This is a genomic window from Pseudomonas sp. EB271-G4-1, assembly GCF_058791355.1.
The window spans coordinates 1-16601 of the sequence record NZ_JBYTEO010000073.1 but is presented as its reverse complement, the minus strand read 5'-3'; the positions used below and the strand labels follow the sequence as shown (position 1 = coordinate 16601).

Here is a 16601-nt window from a genome sequence, read left to right as displayed (position 1 = left end):
AGGTCCGAGTCCCGAACCTGGCGGAGTGCGCGCCTTGATAGGTCTAACGCACACTTCATGCCAGGCTGAGTGCCGGTAATTTTATGTATTCATGTCCTTGAATTTAAAAGCAATGCCTTAACGTCCACATGCCCCACCCCCCAAAAGCGGGGGAAAGCTATCGGATGCGCATCGACGCTTTCCCCCACAGTTGGGGAAAGCTCATTCATCGTCAATGCGTTCGATCCGATTGCTTGCGCGCAGATGAGCCAGCGCCTGCAGACGAGCCTGGACCTGTTTCTGTCGGGCAAGGTAAACCCGAACCATTTCAAGTCCCTGCTCTTCTGAGACATCGGCAGCCTCCAATCGGTTCTGCAGCAAGATCAAATGCCAGCCAACCGCCGTGCGCACCGGCTCGCTGATGGCCCCGGGCTTGAGGGCAAAAGCCGCCGCTTCGAACTCCGGCAGCATGCGCCCACGGGTGAAGTAACCCAGATCGCCGCCGGCGCTGGCCGAAGCGTCTTCGGAACCGCTACGGGCCACACTGGCAAAATCGGCGCCCTCGTCAATCGAGGTACGCATTGCCTGCAATCGTAGTCTCGCGGCCTCGACTGTGGAAGCATCCGCACCCTGAGGGACTTTGATCAGGATATGCCTGACCTGGATTTCCTCGGGCCGATTCATCTCGGCGCGGTGTTCCTCATAAAACGCCCGCACCTGTGTTTCGTCCGGCTGTTGCGCCCTGGTGAGTTCGGCAAACATCTGCTGCGCCGCCAGGTCACGGCGGGTGTATTCGATGTAGGCGGCCTCATCGAACCCAGCGTCCTCCAGGCGCCGAGCGAACACCAGTGCGCCACCCATGGCCTGCCGGGTCTGTTCCACCTGGTCGTGCACCGTGGCATCGCTGACCACCACCCCGCGCTTGACCGCTTCCTGCCAGAGCAGCTCCTTGTCGATCAGGGCGTCCAGCGCCGCCTTGCGCAGCTGTTTGTAGGCGCTGGGACTGCGGATGCTGGCGACTGCCCGGCCCTGATCCTCCAGGTATTCGGTGAAATAGCGCTCCAGGCGCAGCTGGGAAATTTCCTCGCCATTGACCCTTGCTACCGCCGGGCCATTACTGGAAAACGCGGCGGGCACCCATAGGGTCAATAGCACCAGCACAGTCATGAGTTTCATGTTCAGCCTCCGGATCAGGGCATGGCGGCAATGGGTTTGTAGGGGGCGACCAAATAGAAGCGCTGGTCTGGCAGGTCCACGGTGACCACATGGGCGCCGTTCAGGCCCAGGCGTCGACCCGGCCCGAAACTGATCAGCGGGGTCAGGCCGGTATCGAAGTCATGCAGGCCTTCCAGGGCATTGATCAGTTTTTCCCGGCTGGCATCGCGTCCCGCCTGTTTCATGCCCTCGCTCAGCAACAGCATCGAACTGTAGGCACCGACCTGCAGCACCGCGTGTTCGCCACCGAGCCTCTGGCGCTCGCGCAGTTGCGTCAGGGCGGTGCGCCCGGTCATCGTCCAGTCGCTGGGCACGAACGGATACGCCAGGAACACCCGTCGGGAAAAATCACTGGGCACCTGCAGCAGATCCCCTGCCACCTGATTCGAGGCGGCGAACAGGTACGGCACCTGGCCCGCGGTCTGCAGCCGCTCGGCCAGGCGACTGAAACCACCACTGCTGCCCATGTAGAACACCGAGCGCGAGCCCAGTGGCAACTCGTCCTGCGCCGACTCGTAGGGTTGCAGGCGCACTTTCTGCCAGTCGTTGTCCTGCAGGTACTGCGCAAGTTTCTCGGCCGCCAGGCGCTGGCCCGGCTCGTTCGGGTAGGCAATCAACGTTGGGCCTTGCAGCACGCGCAGACTGGTGGCGGCGTAGTTGGCCAAGGCAATCATTTGTTCGCGCAGCCCCGGCAACGGTTCGAAAATCTGTCGACTGGCCTGGGCCGTGCCTTGCAATGACAGCGCGCCGATCAGCGGCACGCCGGCCTGTTCCAGGCGCGGCGCCAGTTCGGCATCCAGCGCCGGCACCAGCGGTGCGACCAGCGCGAAAACCTGTTCCTGCTCGATCAACTGGTCCAGCGCCTGCTCGGCGCTGGCACGGTCGGGACCGGGATCCATGATGGTCAGGCGCAACTGCCGGCCATGAATCCCCCCCGCTTCGTTGATCCGCGCCACGCTGCCCCTGAGCACCGCCGCCACGGTGAGGCCCTCTTCGCCCAGCGACCCGCTGCTCGGCAGCAAGGTGCCCAGGTGCAGGCTGTCGGGGCTCAGGCCCGGATCGCGCTCATCGGCCAGGCGCTTGAGGTAGGCCGTCAGGTTGCGTTGATCGTTCATCGACAGCACGAACCGCGGCATCGCTGCATCGAGCCGGTTGTTGCCCGGGTCACGTCCCTCCTGGATCGCACGGGCCAAGGTACCCTCGGTGTAGGCCGGGTAGGCCCGCCCGTTGATCTGCTGTTGACCATAGGTACTGGTCAGCCGCGACCAGCTCAGGTCTGGCGGGCGCACCCCGCCTTCCGGGCGCCCCAGGCCATCGCTGCCGTGGCAGTTGGCGCACGGCAGGCTGGTGGCCGGCAGTAGCATGCCCGCCGCCCCGATCCTCGCCATGATCGGTTCACCGCTGGCCGAAACCCCCTCGCGGTACAGCCGTTTGCCGGCGCTTTCGCTGGGCGTCAGCGTTAACGCCTGGGCGCCCAGGCTGATGCCACCGAGGAGAAGCAGGCTGAGGATCAAGGCATTTTTCATGGCCCGGACTCAGCGACCGGCCACGGGCATTGCCAGTAGCTGCAAGCGCTGGGCAATGGCGGCGGCCGGGGCATCGGGGCGGATCTTGCTCCAGCGCTTGTTCGCCACGTCACCGACGATCAACTGGGTGGAGTGCTGCTCGGGGGACGGTATGACCTGGCCAATTCGCCCAAGGACCAGGTCCATTTGCGCTTTGTCGCCGGTAAGAAAAAGCCAGTGGGGCTCATCGACGCCCTGCTTCAAGGTGTAAGCCTTGAGTACCGCCGGGGTGTCCCGCAGCGGATCACTGGTAAGGGAGATAAAGGTGATGCCGTCCGCCTTGTCGCCCAGCACTTCGCGCACTTGCTTGAGCTTCTGGGTGATCAACGGGCAGGCGTCCGTGCAACTGGTGAAAATCACATTGAGCAGCACCACGCGGTTGTGCAGCGCGTCGCTGTAGAAACGCAGGGTATTGCCGTTCTGGTCCTGCAACGGCGTGTCGGTGAACCAGGTCTTGGCATCGCGAGTGCCACCGGCCGGCTGCGCGGCGGCCGCCACCGTAGCGGAGTCGGTTGCGGCTTGCTCATGCCCTTCATGGGCCAAGGCCAAGGAGCTGGCGAGGCAGGCGCAGAGGCTCAGGGCGATCCAGTCGAGAAGTCTCATGGCTGATGCTCCATGGCGATGGCGGTGTGTTTGGCGTGGGCGTTGCGTTCACCGCTGAGCTTCTCCACTTGCCGGGTCAATACGGCCGGGTCGGTGAAGCCGTAGTAGCGGGTCCAGTGGCGGCTATTGCCGTCCCCCACGAGGATCAGCGGCGCATGATTCTTGAAGTCGCCACTGAAACTGCCCAGGCCCTTGAGGGTTTCGTTGACCGACTGAGTGGAGCCGGTCAGCCAGCTCCAGCCCGGACCGTTCTGGAAGGTGCGGGCGTAATCGTTGAGGCGCTTGGCGTCATCGCGCTGCGGATCGATGCTGATCGACACCAGCTGCACCTCGGTGCCGACCCGTGCCCCCAGCTGTTTCTGCACCTTGCCCATGATCGAGGACACCACCGGGCAGACCGTGGTGCAACTGGTGTAGATAAAGCTCATGACCACGATCTTGTCGGCTACAAGGTCTTTTTCCAGGCGCACGGTCTTGCCGTTCTGGTCCACCAGCGCGACGTCGGCGAACTTGACCTGGGCGGTCTCGGAACTGGTGCTTTTGGCGGCCATGGTGTGGCCGGCGTGTTCATCGGCCGAATGGGCCAGGGCCTGGCCGATACTGGCAGTCAACAGGCAGAGCGTCAGCAGTCCGTGATGTGCGAGTCGGTTCATGTCGATGTCCTCTTCAATGAGCAATGCCGGGGGTCACCCGAACGCTGGCAAACGTCTGGTCGTCGAAATTCGCGCCCAGGGACGCCGCACGCACGTGCAGGTACCAGGCGCCTTGCTGGTCAAGGGTGACCGGGGCTTCATAGATGCCATTGCCGACGTCCAGTGCCGCGACGTACTGGGGCCGGGAACTGGGCGCCAGGAAGTAGCGCACCTGCACGTCCTTGACCCCGCTGCGCTGGACCTTCTGTTTGCCTTGGACGATGCGAAAGCGCACGACATAAGGGCTACCCAGGGCGGCCGTGGTTTTGTCGAGCATGAACTCGACTTTCGGGATGCCGGCGACGGGGCCCAGGCTTGCGTTCGGCTCAACCACGGCGCTGAAGCAATGGATGATGTTGGGCTGGTTGAGCAGGAACGCCACATCGAAGCGCCCCGCCGCCGGCAGCTTGATCCGCGCGCTGTACAGCCCCGGTTCGACTTCGCGCAGGCTGCGGTCGATGACCAGCGCCGCCCGCGCCACTTGCCCGCGATTGGGGTAGCCGGACATCGGCGCGTTCATGCCTTCGGCGTAGAAGTAGGTGGTGTTGTCCACCGGGTTGACCACAAACACCGCGTTGTCGTCCCGCGACAACGCCAGGCTCGACGCCAGCGGCAAGTCGCCGGCCAGGCGCGGCGGTTGCGGCCCGGCTTCGAAGCCCTGGCTGATCGGCTTGCGGCCTTCACCGAGGGACGCCAGGTTGATCATCGTGACCTTGGCCGAGGCCAGTCCGCGCACGTAGGCATAGGCCTTGGTGAACACCACTTGATAGGGTTCGGCGGACACGTCCAGTTCATGGATCAGCGAATCGGTGGCGGCGTCGATCACCGCGGCCTGGTTCTCCAGGGTATTGAGCACGATGCCGAAACGGCCGTCGGCGCTGAAACCCATCGGGCCGAGGCCCTGCTTGATCTTGATCACCCGCCGCACCGACTGGTTCGCGGCGTCGACCACGGTCACCGTGCCGTCCTTGCCATCGGCCACATAGGCCGCGCCGGACAGTGGCGAGTACACCACCGACAGCGGGTGCGAGCCGGTCTTGAGCTGCTTGGCGATGGTCAAGGTGGCGACATCGATGATGCTCAGGGTGCCGTCGTCGCGGTTGGTGACAAAGGCGAAGCGGCTGTCCTTGCTGAAGGCGATTTCGTGGTGGCCGCTGCCAGTTGCCAAGTGCCTGAGGGTCTTGAGGCTGGCGGTGTCGATCACCGTGACCCCGGAAAGCTCGGCCGACGGGGCATTGTTGCCGACCCACAGCAGGCGCTCGTCCGGTTGCAAGGCCACGCGCACCGGATTGCTGCCCGCGGCCACCGAGTCGAGCAGCTTGAATTGCTCACTGTCGATCACCGCGACTTCACCCGCCGTGGGCATCGACACGAACACCCGTTTGTTGTCCCTGGGGGTGACCCAATCCATCGGCGGTTGCTTGATATCGATGCGGGTCATAGTGCTGGTGATGCCGCCCACCGAGACCGAGGGGTCGACCACCGAGACGCTGGCATCGCGGTTCATCACCATCAGGAAGTAGCTGTTGAGGTCGAGCAGCGGCCGTGCGCCGATACTTGATTTAAGGAACACCCCGACCCGCGCCTTGCAGCTCTGCTCGCGGCCCTGGGCCTGGTCAGCGGCGACGGTCTCTGGGTCGATCCAGGCGCCGGGGGCAACGCCCGCCAGCGGTTGGCCCGACGCCTTGTCGGTGACGTTGAAACGCACATCGGCAAATTCACCCTCGCGCAACACGCCGTCTGCAGCCAGCGGCCGCACTTCGAGGGCCACCGACACGCCGTCACGTTCAAGCGTCTGGCCGGTCCAGGTGTCGGGCAGCGCGATGTCGCTAAGCAGGGTCGGCGGCGACGTGCGCCACACCCCGAGCCAGATCAGCGCAACCCCTACGACCAGGGCAACACTGGCGATTTTGATGGTCCTGTTCATGTCACATCTCCCCTTCAGATCTATGCCTGCTTCACCGCGTCCCCCTGTGGGAGCGAGCCTGCTCGCGAAGAGGCCAGCACATCCAGCATTGATGTGTCTGACACTCCGCCTTCGCGAGCAGGCTCGCTCCCACAGGTATTGCGTTGTTTCCCGCCCTACGGCGCCGGCTCCGGTTCGTTGGTCACCCGCAACAGTCCCCACAACCCGGAGGTATTGCCGTAGGCGCCGTAGTCGCGGAACAGGTAGTCACCCGGTATCGCGTTGACACCCCCGGCGCTCGGCAGCATGAAGCTGAAGTGCGCTGCCGGCAGGACGCTCTCGCGGGCGCCGATGTACATCGACATCGGGTTGTAGCCGAACCGCACCGAACCCACCCCTGGCGTACCCATCGGATAACCACCGGTATCGCTCTTCTCTGGCTGGAACGGGTTGGTCGACCAGACGTGACCGTCAAGCTGGAAGATGGTGCCGCGACTGCCCCCGGTAGGCATCAGGATGTGCGTGCGGAACGGTTGTCCCGGTCTGGCGTACAGCACTGGCGTTTGTGGGTCACCGCCCACCAGCGCGTTGCTGTAGGCCATGTGTGCATTCACCATGTCGCCGTAGCCCGCGCCGTCGGCACGGCCGAACGGTGCATCCGGGGCCAGGCCGAAGCGGTACCACATCGGTTCGGTCTTGTAGTTGATGGCCATGCTGGAGTTGTCCTGCGGATCGTTCGGCACGCCGAACCCTTCCGCCGCAATCCCTTCCACCGGCCGACCATTGGCCCAGCGAATGTTCAAGGCTTTCTGCCAGACCATCGCAAAGTCGCGGTAGCTGGTTTGCCCAGGTGCGGTGACGGTGGCATTGACCTTGCGCGTGTCTTCCACCCAGGTGGCGCCCACCGGCAGGATGCTCATCGCCCCGGCCAGGCCCTTTTGCGACTGCTTGATCACGTCCGCCGGGGTGATGTTCAAGCCGCCGAACTCGATCGCCGTGGCATTGATGTTGTCGACATTGCGGCCCAGTTGAGTGATCGGTTTGCCTTCACGCTCCAGGTGGCCGGCGTAGTATTGGTAGGTACGGGTCGGGTAGGCCCCGCTGCTGCCGACACGCGGTGGCACGGTCTGGGTCGGGTTGGCGCCGACGTTGGTGCCGTCGGATTTGGTGATGTCGTACGCCAGCAGTTGCGCGTGCAGCCCCACGTGGCTCGACGGCCGCATCAGGTTGTTGCTGAAGGTGGTCGAACCGCTGCCGCTGTTACGATCGCGTTTGACCATGCCTTGCATCACCGCTGTCTGGGTCAGGTCCGGCATGACGCTGGGCAGCCGGTTTTCCAGGGTGATGTTGATGCAATCACCAGCCGCTGCGCGCAGCACCAGCGGTTCGACAGGCACACCGGGCTTGAGCTTGCCGGTGGTTGGGTCGAGGTCGGCCTTGCGCACATACAGGATTGCGGTCGGGTCATGCAGCGGCCCGCTTTGCCCACCAATGGTGATGGTTTCACCGTCTTCAGGGTCGGTGACGGTGACCTGGGGAATGCTCACAGTCCGCGAGTTGAACACCAGGGTGCCACCGGCTGGATTCAGCGGCCCGCCCACATGCTGTCCAAGCCCCGCCGGATCACCAATGGTCAGGCCGAGCGGATTGGTCAGAATGTCGTTGGCCAGCGCCGCGACCACTTCATAATTGCGTTGCGGAGTAGGCCGGGTGCCGATGCCATTGGGGTTGGCGCCATACCTTGGGCAAACGCCGTCGAAGGCCACGGTGTTGCGCATCCCCGTCGGCTTCGGATTGGTCGGCAAGGCAAACAGATCGTTGCGCTGGGTGGTGTAGTTGCGCATCACACCCCAGATCCCGCTCCAGTAGCCTTCAATCGAAGCGTCCATCGAGTACAGGTAATCCCCGGTGGTCGCAGCCGAACTGGACAGCATCGAGACCGGCGCAACGAAGCCCATCTGCTCGGAGATGCCGATCATCTGCGACGCGCGCCAGCCGGAGTTGGAGCTGTTGCCGAAACCGGAACCACTTTGCAGCCACTTCACGCCGTGCAGGGTGACGTTATGCTCCTCTTCGTGTCCGCCTGCATGCAACCGCAGCCGCACATTATCGCCGGTGTAGGTACGCAGCATCGGGGTGAACGGATCGCCAGGTTCGGCGCCGCCCTTGTTGATGTGCGGCGGGAACAGCGTGGTGCCGCCGGTGGGGCCGGTGGCCGAGGTGATCAGGTTCGGCGCCAGGTTCATCGCCGGGATCGCACGGTCGGTACGGCTTTGCATGGCGTACGCCAGGTCGCCGCCCAGGCCGTCGGCCTGCATGCCGCGCTTGCCGTCCGGGCCGACCTTGTTCGGGTCGTATACCCGCAGGGCCAGCGGTTCGTTACGGTAGTTGACGACGAACATGCCAGGGTCATCGACCGAGATGGCTTGCGGGCATGGCCGGCTCGGGCAACCCGGAAGTATCCCGCCCTGCACTTCGATAATACCGTCCAACAGGGTACTGGCGTTGTTGCGCACTGGTGGGTTGATCGCGTAGCGGAAGCTGTCGGCGGTGGCCGGGAAGCTTTGCGCATCGGGTTTACCGTCAGGTCCGGCGCCCACGTACACGCCGGCTTCGTAGGCGTGCTGGAAGTCGCTGTATTCGAGGAAGAACTCACGGAAACTGTCGTTCTTGCCGTCGCCATCGATGTCACCGGTAGAAATCACCGCTTGCCACGAAGTCGGCCCGCCGTCCTGGCGCCCGCCGCTGTACAACGGCTCGCCGGTTTCGGCGTGGAACCAGGTGGAACCGGCAGGTTCGGCCAGCACGGTGGCGTACAGGCCAATCTGTTGGTGCGTCGATGGGCCGAGGTGGTCGTGGGTAAAGATGGTGCCCAGGCCACGGTCGACGCCTTTGGCGTTGACCACAGGGTCGGCGAACCAGCGCTGCATCGCCGTACGCGCACCGACCCAATCGGCCCGGCCAAATTGACCGAAGTACGGGTGGTTCTTGGCTTTCGGGCAAGCCGGCGTGCCATCACGCGGGTCGCTGCCCTGGCACTGGTTGAACTCGCGGATGGCCTGGATGCGCTCTTGCACCGCGCCTGGGGAGAGTACGCCGTCTTCGTAGTTCCAGCCGTTGGACGAGCCATCGGCAGCCACCAGGTCCCACTTCGGCAGGTGAATGTGCTGGCCGATCACGTCGGTCGGCGTGCGCACCTGATAGTCGTCCATCTCATAGGTGGCCGGCACCAGGTTGGTTTGCTGGTACTGCACGCAGTCGAAGGTGTTCATGCGCATCACCAAAGGTTCTGGCGGACGCTGCTTGGTGATCACCGGCCAGGCGTCTTCCCAGAGCGCCAGGATGCGCGCTTGCGGGAAGTGGTAGCCAACCTTGTTGTACACCGCATCGAACTGGATGTTGGCCGCTTTGTAGATGCGCGGACGGTCGGCGGTGAAGCTCGAGGAGCCGATGAAAGACATGCCGTCGAGCCGCTCGCCGCTGTTGAATTCACCGGTGCCGGCGCTGCTGCTCAGGCGTTTCTGGCGGTCGTCCATGCACGGCTCGTAGAACGGCGCACCGGCCATCGGCAAGGCACCGTTGGTGCGGAAGGCCCGTGCCACGATTTGATTGCCCGGCAGCAGGGCGAAGCTTGGGTGGTCCTTCTTGGCGTGGAATGCCATGGCCGCCTGCTCGACTTCGGTGCCCTCTTCCGGCAGGTAAATCGGCTTGGCGCGGGTCACCGTCTTGGAGAAATCCAGTGACGTGGTAATGGTCTCGGCCTCGCCACCGGCAGACACGCCGTCCAGCGCATGGCGCCCCAAACCACCGTCCCAGCCACCGGACTGCGCCGGGTCAAGGTTGGCCCACAAGGCTTTGCCCGTCGCTTTCAAGGCCTGCGCCGTGGCGGCGTCGAGCATGTCCAGCGGCGGAGTCGGCGGGCGTTGACCGACCGAGCTTTCCATGCCGCCGATCCAGAATGGATAGCCAGGGTTTTTCAGCGTGCCATCGGCATTGCGGTTGGCTTCGCTGCGATCCACCAGCGCCAGGGAACCGATGGCCTGTGCACCACCGCTGCCGCCATGGTGCTCGCCGTCATCGTCGTCTTCTTCATCGTCGTCATCGTCGTTGGCGGCCACCAGGGTCTGGCCGATTTTCGGTACGACCGCAACTTTGCCGGGCATCGGTGCCATGGCTTTGCCGGGCAGCGGCACCACCGCCGGGATCGGCGTGCCGGCAACGATTTCGCCATCGGGCAAGGCGCGCGCGTCAGCAGCGGGTTTACCGCTGCGCAGGGCATAAGGCTCGCTGTGGAAACCGTCGGAGCCTTGTTGCGAGACTTCAAGCTTGGTGCCTTCTTCAAACACGTCGTGCACCCGCCACATGGCCCACATGCCCTGGGCGAAGTGCGGGTAAAAGTGGCAGTGATAGATCGCATCGCCCGCTACACGGTTGCGGTTGCCCGAACCGCCGTTGGCAATTTCATAGGTGTAGCCTGCACCCGCGCCGATGCCCTGGGCGTCCACATAGTCGGAATTGTCATCGTTGGGGTTGAACAGCCACTGATGCCCGTGCAGGTGGAAGATGTGCTGTTCATGGCCGTTGTGGGTGTTGCGGAACTTGACGAAGTCACCGATATAGCTGTGGCTGACGTTGGACGGCTCTGATGGATACAGCGCCATGGTCGCCTTGACGCCCACCTGATCGGCGTTCGGTGTCTGGCCGGGGGTAATGCCTTCCAGGCCGGCGTTAGCCGGTACGTCCACCAGCATCGCCACGTCGCCGACGGTGTGGGAACTAAGGAAGAACTCTTCGTAGGCGCAGGACAGGCAATCGTGCATCGGGCCTACGCCGAGACGGTTGGCCACGACTTCTGCACCCATGCCGCCAGAGCCGTAGTTGATCATGAACGAATCGCGGGTCGGCTCCAGCACATGGGCCATCACTGGGTCAGCCCAGTAAGCCGGGAAGGCCTGGGTCGCGGCGGTTTCATCCTGGAACTGCGAGGCGAAATCGCGGAATGGTTCCAGTCGATTGGGAAGCGCCGGGTTGCGTTTGCCCAAGGCTTCCAGTGGATAGGTCGAAGGCGGGAAGCTGCCATCGGCATTGCTGCCCATGACGATCGCGTCACTTTCGCTGGAAATGATTTCATTGCCGTCGACCATATTGATGATCGGCGTGCCGGCCTTGCCTTCACGGATCCACGGCTCGCGCTGCGGGTAACGCGCCTGGTAATCGACGATCGGCTGACCGGCCGGGGTGCGACCGGTGGTCGCCAGGCGCATTTCTTCTTCGGTCACGGTGTTGCGGTAAGTGCGCCCACCCTTGGGCACCACCACGACCTGGCCGAACAGACCGTTGGCCACGTTGCCGGCCGCACCTTCGCCACCGAAGGTTGCGCCACGGCTGCTGGCGGCGAACACCCCTTCGCGTTCGGCATACAAGGTGTAGGAGCGGCTGGCACCCGGCGCGATCAAGCTGTTGGCATTGCGTCCGGTAAATGAAGCGATGTCATCGATGCTGTTGACTGCTTGCATGCCGTTGACCTGGAAACCGACATGGCGGTCGGCGACCTGTTCGTCGACCTTGAAGTTTTCGTTATTGCCGACCGGGATGCCTTCTTCCTCACCCTCCACTTCCTCGCCACCGTCGTGGGAACCGGGGTTGGCCTGATAGGCCAGCAGGTTCTGCAGGTTGATGGTCAGGCAGTCACCGGCGGCCACCCGCAGCACCAGCGGACGCGGACGCTTGTCGGGACGCAGCGACACCTTGCCCGGCACCGCCGCACCGCCCTGTGCCAGTGAGATGTCATGGTCATCGACCACATCGCGGCGCAGGGCGAACATCATGCCGTTGACGTTCTGCGCACCAAGGCGGTTGAACATCAGCGGCTGGTCCAGCGCCACGACGTTGGCCACCAGGTTGCGTTCACAACGTGCTGCCGCTTCGGCCAGCTCGATGCCGAACATCGATGCGGCCATCAACAGCCATGGAAGGACGGATGGAGCGTGAAAAATGCCGGTCATGATCACGGGCCTCACTGTGGGTGCTCACAGGAATAATTCTCGACAAAATCCTTTGAGCAATCTGTATGCCATAAAAATTCTTTATAACTATCAGTCAGTTAGAACAGCCATTTAATTCATCGGGGGATATTCCCCATTAATTCCCCACTTTTTTGCCGGGGCCACCATCCCCCAATGTTGGGGAAACCATCCCCTGTCTGCGATCACAACGGCGCATCGGCGGCCAGTCCCTGCAGACGCCGGTATTGGTTCAAGACGTTGGGCACATAACGCTGGGTTTCGGCGAATGGCGGGATCACCCCGCCACGGCTGATGACCGCCTGAGGCCCTGCGTTATAGGCGGCCACGGCGAGGGCGATGTCGTTGTCGAACAGGTTCATCAAGCGCTTGAGATATTTGGCCCCGCCCTGGATGTTGGCCTTGGGGTCGTAGACGTTTTTCACGCCCAACTCCCGGGCGGTGTCAGGCATCAGTTGCATCAACCCGCCTGCGCCTTTGGGCGATACGGCACCCGCGTCGTAGTGGGATTCGGCCTGGATCACCGCGTGCAGCAGCGCTGCGGGCAACTGGTTGTCCATGGCGGCCTTGGAGACCAGCTCGGCATAGGGTCGCGCGGCGATCATTTGCGGCTGCCGGTCGAGGCTGACCACCGCCGCCTCGACCTCACGGACCACCCGTTCATATTGGCGGCCGGGGCGATGGACGTTGGACAAGACGTAGTCGCCCTTGGCGTCCCTGGAAACGAAGACATCGGCCTGCGCAACGCCGGCCAGCAGCATCATGCCAAGCAATCCTGTGGTGAGAGTTTTCATTGTTCTACCTCCCCTGACCTGCCCCGAAAAATGGGGGTAATGCCCCAATTGCCGGTCGTGTAGCAGCCATACGCAAGCACTGTGCCGAAAGCGCCAGGGCCCGTGGCACGGGGAGTACAGAAGGATGCCCAAGCCTTTGTCCGCCATGTGCATGGCAATTGCATAAGCCTCTATCGCGACCCTTCTGCCGAATGTGTGAGGTCATCATGAAACAGCGACATGCTTTCGCCCTGCGCACGCAGCGCGGGTTCACATTGCTAGAACTGTTGGTGGTGCTGGTGGTGCTGGGGCTGTTGGCCGGCATCGTCGCGCCGAAGTATTTCGCGCAACTGGGCCGCTCCGAAGTGAAGGTGGCCAAGGCGCAAATAGAAGGCCTGGGCAAGGCCCTGGACCTGTACCGCCTGGAGGTCGGCCACTACCCGTCGACCGAGCAGGGTTTGCAGGCACTGGTCACCGCCCCCAGCGATGAAGCCCGCTGGACCGGCCCGTACTTGCAGAAAAAACTCCCGCAGGACCCGTGGGGCCGTAACTACACCTACCGCTACCCTGGTGAAAACGGCGAATACGACCTGCTGTCCATGGGCAAGGACGGTCAACCCGGCGGTGAAGGCGAAAACGCCGAAGTCACCAGTTGGCAATGATGGGGAATGGCGACCATGCGTTTTCACCTCAAGGCGGTAGGCAAGGCCGGTGTGGTTTCGATGACGGTCGAAGCGCCGGGCGACAGTGAAGCCCGGCGCATCGCCGAAGACCAAGGCCTGCGGGTGGTCAGCCTGCACGCCGAACGACACTGGCGGGCATTGCGCGTCAAGCAGCGTGAAACCTTCAACCTGGTGTTGTTCAGCCAGGAACTGACCACACTGCTCAATGCCGGCCTGCCGTTGATCGATGCGCTGGAAAGCCTGGCGGAAAAAGAGAATGCGCCGCAAGCCCGCAAGACCTTGAGCGAACTGGTGCGCCTGCTTTATGAAGGCAAATCGTTTTCCCAGGCATTGGCCCAACTGTCGGCGGTGTTCCCGCCGCTGTATGTGGCGTTGGTCCAGTCCAGTGAGAAAACCGGTGCCGTGGGCGATGCGCTGGGTCGATATGTCAGCTATCGCCAGCGCATGGACGAGGTTCGCCAGAAGATCGTCAGCGCGTCGATCTACCCCATGCTGTTGCTGGTGGTGGGTGGTGGCGTGGTGCTGTTCTTGATGGGTTATGTCGTGCCGCGCTTCAGCCTGGTGTTCGAAGGGCTGGGGTCGAACCTGCCGTGGCTGTCGCAGATCCTGATGAGCAGCGGGATGTTCCTGCACGCCCACCAAGGCGAATTCTTTGGCTCACTGGCGACGATCGTCATCGCCCTCGCCTTCCTCCAGCGCCAACCGGCCTTTCGTCGAGGCCTGGACCGCCTGATCGAAAAACTCCCGGCGGTGCACCAGCGCATCTTCATGTACGAATTGGCGCGCTTCTACCGTTCCCTGGGGATCCTGCTGCAAGGCGGCATTCCACTCGTCACCGCCATGGGCATGGTCCGCAACCTGCTCACCCCGGCCTCCCGATTGCGCCTGGACCAGGCCTGCGAACGGGTGCGCGAGGGGCAGTCGTTGTCGACGGCGCTGGAACTCAATCACCTGGTGACCCCGGTGTCCCTACGCCTGCTGCGCGCCGGCGAGCAGTCCGGCAACCTCGGACAGATGATGGAGCGCAGCGCCGACTTCTACGACGAAGAAATCAGCCGCTGGATCGAATGGTTCGTGCGCCTGTTCGAACCCTTGCTCATGACCTTCATCGGCCTGTTGATCGGGGTCATCGTGATTTTGATGTACATCCCGATATTCGAGCTGGCTTCCAGTATTCACTGAGCCCTCTGGGACGGGGCCTGGCGGTTTGTTGCAGGATTTATCAACGTTGCACCGAATAAAATTTCAAGTTGAGGTGTTAACCGACGTACCTACTGGATTTTCCCGACCGAACGAAGCAGCACGCGGCATGGTTTATCAACGTTGCAAATGAAAAAAGAAGACGGAGATCGATATGCACATGAACAAGCTTTTGTTGGCTGTGGCTATTGGCGCAGTTCTGTCAGCGTCTACCGTACTGATTCCGGACAACTTGTCGGGGGTTTCGAGCGCTCAAGCTAAAGAAGGCGGTAGTGGTGGCGGCGGCGGTGGCCACGGTGGAGGTGGAGGTGGAGGTCACGGCGGCGGCAGTGGCGGTGGCGGTGGCGGCGGTCACGGTGGAGGCAGTGGCGGTGGCGGTGGAGGTCACGGCGGCGGCAGTGGTGGGGGCGGCGGTGGCGGTCACGGTGGAGGCAGTGGTGGTGGCGGAGGCGGTCACGGTGGAGGCAGTGGTGGCAGCGGCGGTGGTAATGGCGGTGGCCACGGCGGCAATAGCGCCGGCAGCGGTCATGGCGGCAGTGACCATGCTTCGGGACATTCCGGCAGCACAGCCTCGAACTCCGGCCGCAGCGGCACCCATGCCGAACCGGGTGACGACCATGGCGTTCATCAGGCCGGGCATGACGACAAAGGCGTTCACCGCTCCGGCGAGGTAGGCGACGACCATGGCGTGCACCGTGCCGGCGAAGTCGGCGATGATCGCGGCCTGCATGCCGCCGGCGAGCCAGGTGACGATCGTGGCGTCCACGTCGGTGGCGAACCGGGTGACGACAAACGCGTCAACTGACCTGCTTCACCCCCTGTAGGAGCGAGCATGCTCGCGATAAACGTCCAGACAACGGGTGCATTCAGACAGCCCGCGTCATCGTTGACGTCCATCGCGAGCATGCTCGCTCCTACAAGGGGTCCAGGCGGTCACGCAAAAACTCGATCAACGCCTGCACCGGTCGCGACGTCTGACGATGCTGCGGATACACCGCCGACAACGTCAGCGGCAGCGGTTGAAACTCCTCCAGCACCGCCATCAGTCGCCCGTCCTTCAGAGCCGAACCGACAATAAACGTCGGCAAATAGGTAATCCCCATCCCGGCAATCGCCGCGTCCCTGAGCACCTCGCCATTGTTGACCCGCATGCGCCCGGTGACATTGACCAGCAGCGGCTTGCCCTGCCCTTCGAAGCGCCATTGCACCTGACGCCCGTGGCCATAAGGCAGGCAGTCATGATGGTGCAAATCATCGGGTTTGAGCGGCGTGCCGCGCTCCGCCAGGTAAGTCGGGCTTGCGCAATAGACACGCTGGACAGAGGCGATGCGCCGCGCGATCAGCGTCGAGTCTTCCAAGACTCCGATGCGCAATGCCAGGTCATAGCCTTCGCCGAGCAGATCCACCGGGCGATCGCTCAAGTCCACCTCCACGGTGACATCCCGATAGCGCTGCAAAAATTGCGGCAGCAGACACCCCAGGTGCGCCAGCGCAAACGACAGCGGCGCACTCACTCGCAGGGTGCCGCGCGGTTCGGTGGTCTGCCCGGCGATACCTTGCTCCACCTGCTCCACTTCACCGAGCAAGCGCAAGGCCGACTCGTAGTAACTCTGTCCCAGCGGCGTGACATCCAGCCGCCGGGTCGAGCGATTGAGCAGGCGCACGCCCAGTCGCTCCTCGAGTTGCATCAAGCGGCGGCTGACAAACTGCTTGGACAACCCCAGTTGATCGGCCGCCGCGGTGAAGCTGCCGGAGTCCATCACCTGGCAAAAAATTCGCATATCTTCGAACGGGTTCATTGTCATGCCTTTGGTTGACAGTCAGGCACTTTATAGCGACTTCTCCCCTTTTTATCACCCTACCGCATAACAATGTGGGAGCGAGCCTGCTCGCGAAGACGACAGGCCAGACACTGTTGCAGTGCTGTCTCTTCTACACCTCTGACGCTGCCGACGATGCCGG

At 63.2% G+C, this 16601-nt stretch carries 11 protein-coding genes; 3 read left to right on the top strand and 8 right to left on the bottom strand.

Going from position 1 to position 16601, the window contains the following annotated elements:
- Window positions 1-201: 201 nt before the first annotated feature.
- The 7 genes from AC3WWR_RS26290 to AC3WWR_RS26260 form a co-directional block, all read right to left on the bottom strand.
- On the bottom strand, window positions 202-1155 hold the full coding sequence (locus AC3WWR_RS26290) for a peptidylprolyl isomerase (RefSeq protein ID WP_020796378.1): 954 nt from the start codon (window positions 1153-1155) through the stop codon (window positions 202-204).
- A gap of 14 nt (window positions 1156-1169) precedes the next feature.
- Window positions 1170-2720: a cytochrome c/ABC transporter substrate-binding protein gene (locus AC3WWR_RS26285; protein WP_020796377.1), complete on the bottom strand. Its 1551-nt coding sequence runs from the start codon at window positions 2718-2720 to the stop codon at window positions 1170-1172.
- Between the two features lie 9 nt (window positions 2721-2729).
- Window positions 2730-3362 (bottom strand): SCO family protein, encoded by a 633-nt coding sequence (locus AC3WWR_RS26280; RefSeq protein ID WP_020796376.1) that lies wholly within the window; start codon window positions 3360-3362, stop codon window positions 2730-2732.
- Entirely contained in the window at window positions 3359-4015 is a 657-nt protein-coding gene (locus AC3WWR_RS26275) for an SCO family protein (protein ID WP_020796375.1), read from the bottom strand. The genes AC3WWR_RS26280 and AC3WWR_RS26275 overlap by 4 nt, the downstream gene beginning before the upstream one ends.
- Window positions 4016-4028: 13 nt before the next feature.
- On the bottom strand, window positions 4029-5981 hold the full coding sequence (locus AC3WWR_RS26270) for a YncE family protein (RefSeq protein ID WP_492599192.1): 1953 nt from the start codon (window positions 5979-5981) through the stop codon (window positions 4029-4031).
- A gap of 155 nt (window positions 5982-6136) precedes the next feature.
- A complete protein-coding gene (gene mnxG, locus AC3WWR_RS26265; protein WP_492599191.1) occupies window positions 6137-11965 on the bottom strand; it encodes a manganese-oxidizing multicopper oxidase MnxG in 5829 nt (1942 codons plus the stop codon).
- Between the two features lie 203 nt (window positions 11966-12168).
- Window positions 12169-12777: a lytic transglycosylase domain-containing protein gene (locus AC3WWR_RS26260; protein ID WP_033044659.1), complete on the bottom strand. Its 609-nt coding sequence runs from the start codon at window positions 12775-12777 to the stop codon at window positions 12169-12171.
- Between the two features lie 206 nt (window positions 12778-12983).
- Here AC3WWR_RS26260 and gspG point away from each other — a divergent pair, with 206 nt between their 5' ends.
- The 3 genes from gspG (at window position 12984) to AC3WWR_RS26245 (ending at window position 15444) form a co-directional block, all read left to right on the top strand.
- Window positions 12984-13418, top strand: a complete 435-nt coding sequence (gene gspG / locus AC3WWR_RS26255) for a type II secretion system major pseudopilin GspG (RefSeq protein WP_020796371.1) — start codon at window positions 12984-12986, stop codon at window positions 13416-13418.
- 15 nt (window positions 13419-13433) lie between these two features.
- Window positions 13434-14621, top strand: coding sequence for a type II secretion system F family protein (locus AC3WWR_RS26250; RefSeq protein ID WP_083350142.1), 1188 nt, complete (start codon window positions 13434-13436; stop codon window positions 14619-14621).
- A 172-nt stretch (window positions 14622-14793) separates the two neighbouring features.
- Window positions 14794-15444 carry a hypothetical protein gene (locus tag AC3WWR_RS26245; RefSeq protein ID WP_492599190.1) on the top strand — a complete coding sequence of 217 codons (651 nt, stop codon included), beginning with the start codon at window positions 14794-14796 and terminating at the stop codon, window positions 15442-15444.
- A gap of 109 nt (window positions 15445-15553) precedes the next feature.
- On the opposite strand, the gene AC3WWR_RS26240 is transcribed toward AC3WWR_RS26245, so the two are convergent.
- Window positions 15554-16438: a LysR family transcriptional regulator gene (locus AC3WWR_RS26240; RefSeq protein WP_020796368.1), complete on the bottom strand. Its 885-nt coding sequence runs from the start codon at window positions 16436-16438 to the stop codon at window positions 15554-15556.
- Window positions 16439-16601 lie beyond the last annotated feature (163 nt).

Coding starts and splice junctions, on each gene's coding strand:
- AC3WWR_RS26290 (WP_020796378.1), bottom strand. CDS start 1,155: ATGAAACTCATGACTGTGCTGGTGCTATTGACCCTATGGGTGCCCGCC.
- AC3WWR_RS26285 (WP_020796377.1), bottom strand. CDS start 2,720: ATGAAAAATGCCTTGATCCTCAGCCTGCTTCTCCTCGGTGGCATCAGC.
- gspG (WP_020796371.1), top strand. CDS start 12,984: ATGAAACAGCGACATGCTTTCGCCCTGCGCACGCAGCGCGGGTTCACA.
- AC3WWR_RS26280 (WP_020796376.1), bottom strand. CDS start 3,362: ATGAGACTTCTCGACTGGATCGCCCTGAGCCTCTGCGCCTGCCTCGCC.
- AC3WWR_RS26260 (WP_033044659.1), bottom strand. CDS start 12,777: ATGAAAACTCTCACCACAGGATTGCTTGGCATGATGCTGCTGGCCGGC.
- AC3WWR_RS26275 (WP_020796375.1), bottom strand. CDS start 4,015: ATGAACCGACTCGCACATCACGGACTGCTGACGCTCTGCCTGTTGACT.
- AC3WWR_RS26240 (WP_020796368.1), bottom strand. CDS start 16,438: ATGAACCCGTTCGAAGATATGCGAATTTTTTGCCAGGTGATGGACTCC.
- AC3WWR_RS26245 (WP_492599190.1), top strand. CDS start 14,794: ATGCACATGAACAAGCTTTTGTTGGCTGTGGCTATTGGCGCAGTTCTG.
- AC3WWR_RS26270 (WP_492599192.1), bottom strand. CDS start 5,981: ATGAACAGGACCATCAAAATCGCCAGTGTTGCCCTGGTCGTAGGGGTT.
- mnxG (WP_492599191.1), bottom strand. CDS start 11,965: ATGACCGGCATTTTTCACGCTCCATCCGTCCTTCCATGGCTGTTGATG.
- AC3WWR_RS26250 (WP_083350142.1), top strand. CDS start 13,434: ATGCGTTTTCACCTCAAGGCGGTAGGCAAGGCCGGTGTGGTTTCGATG.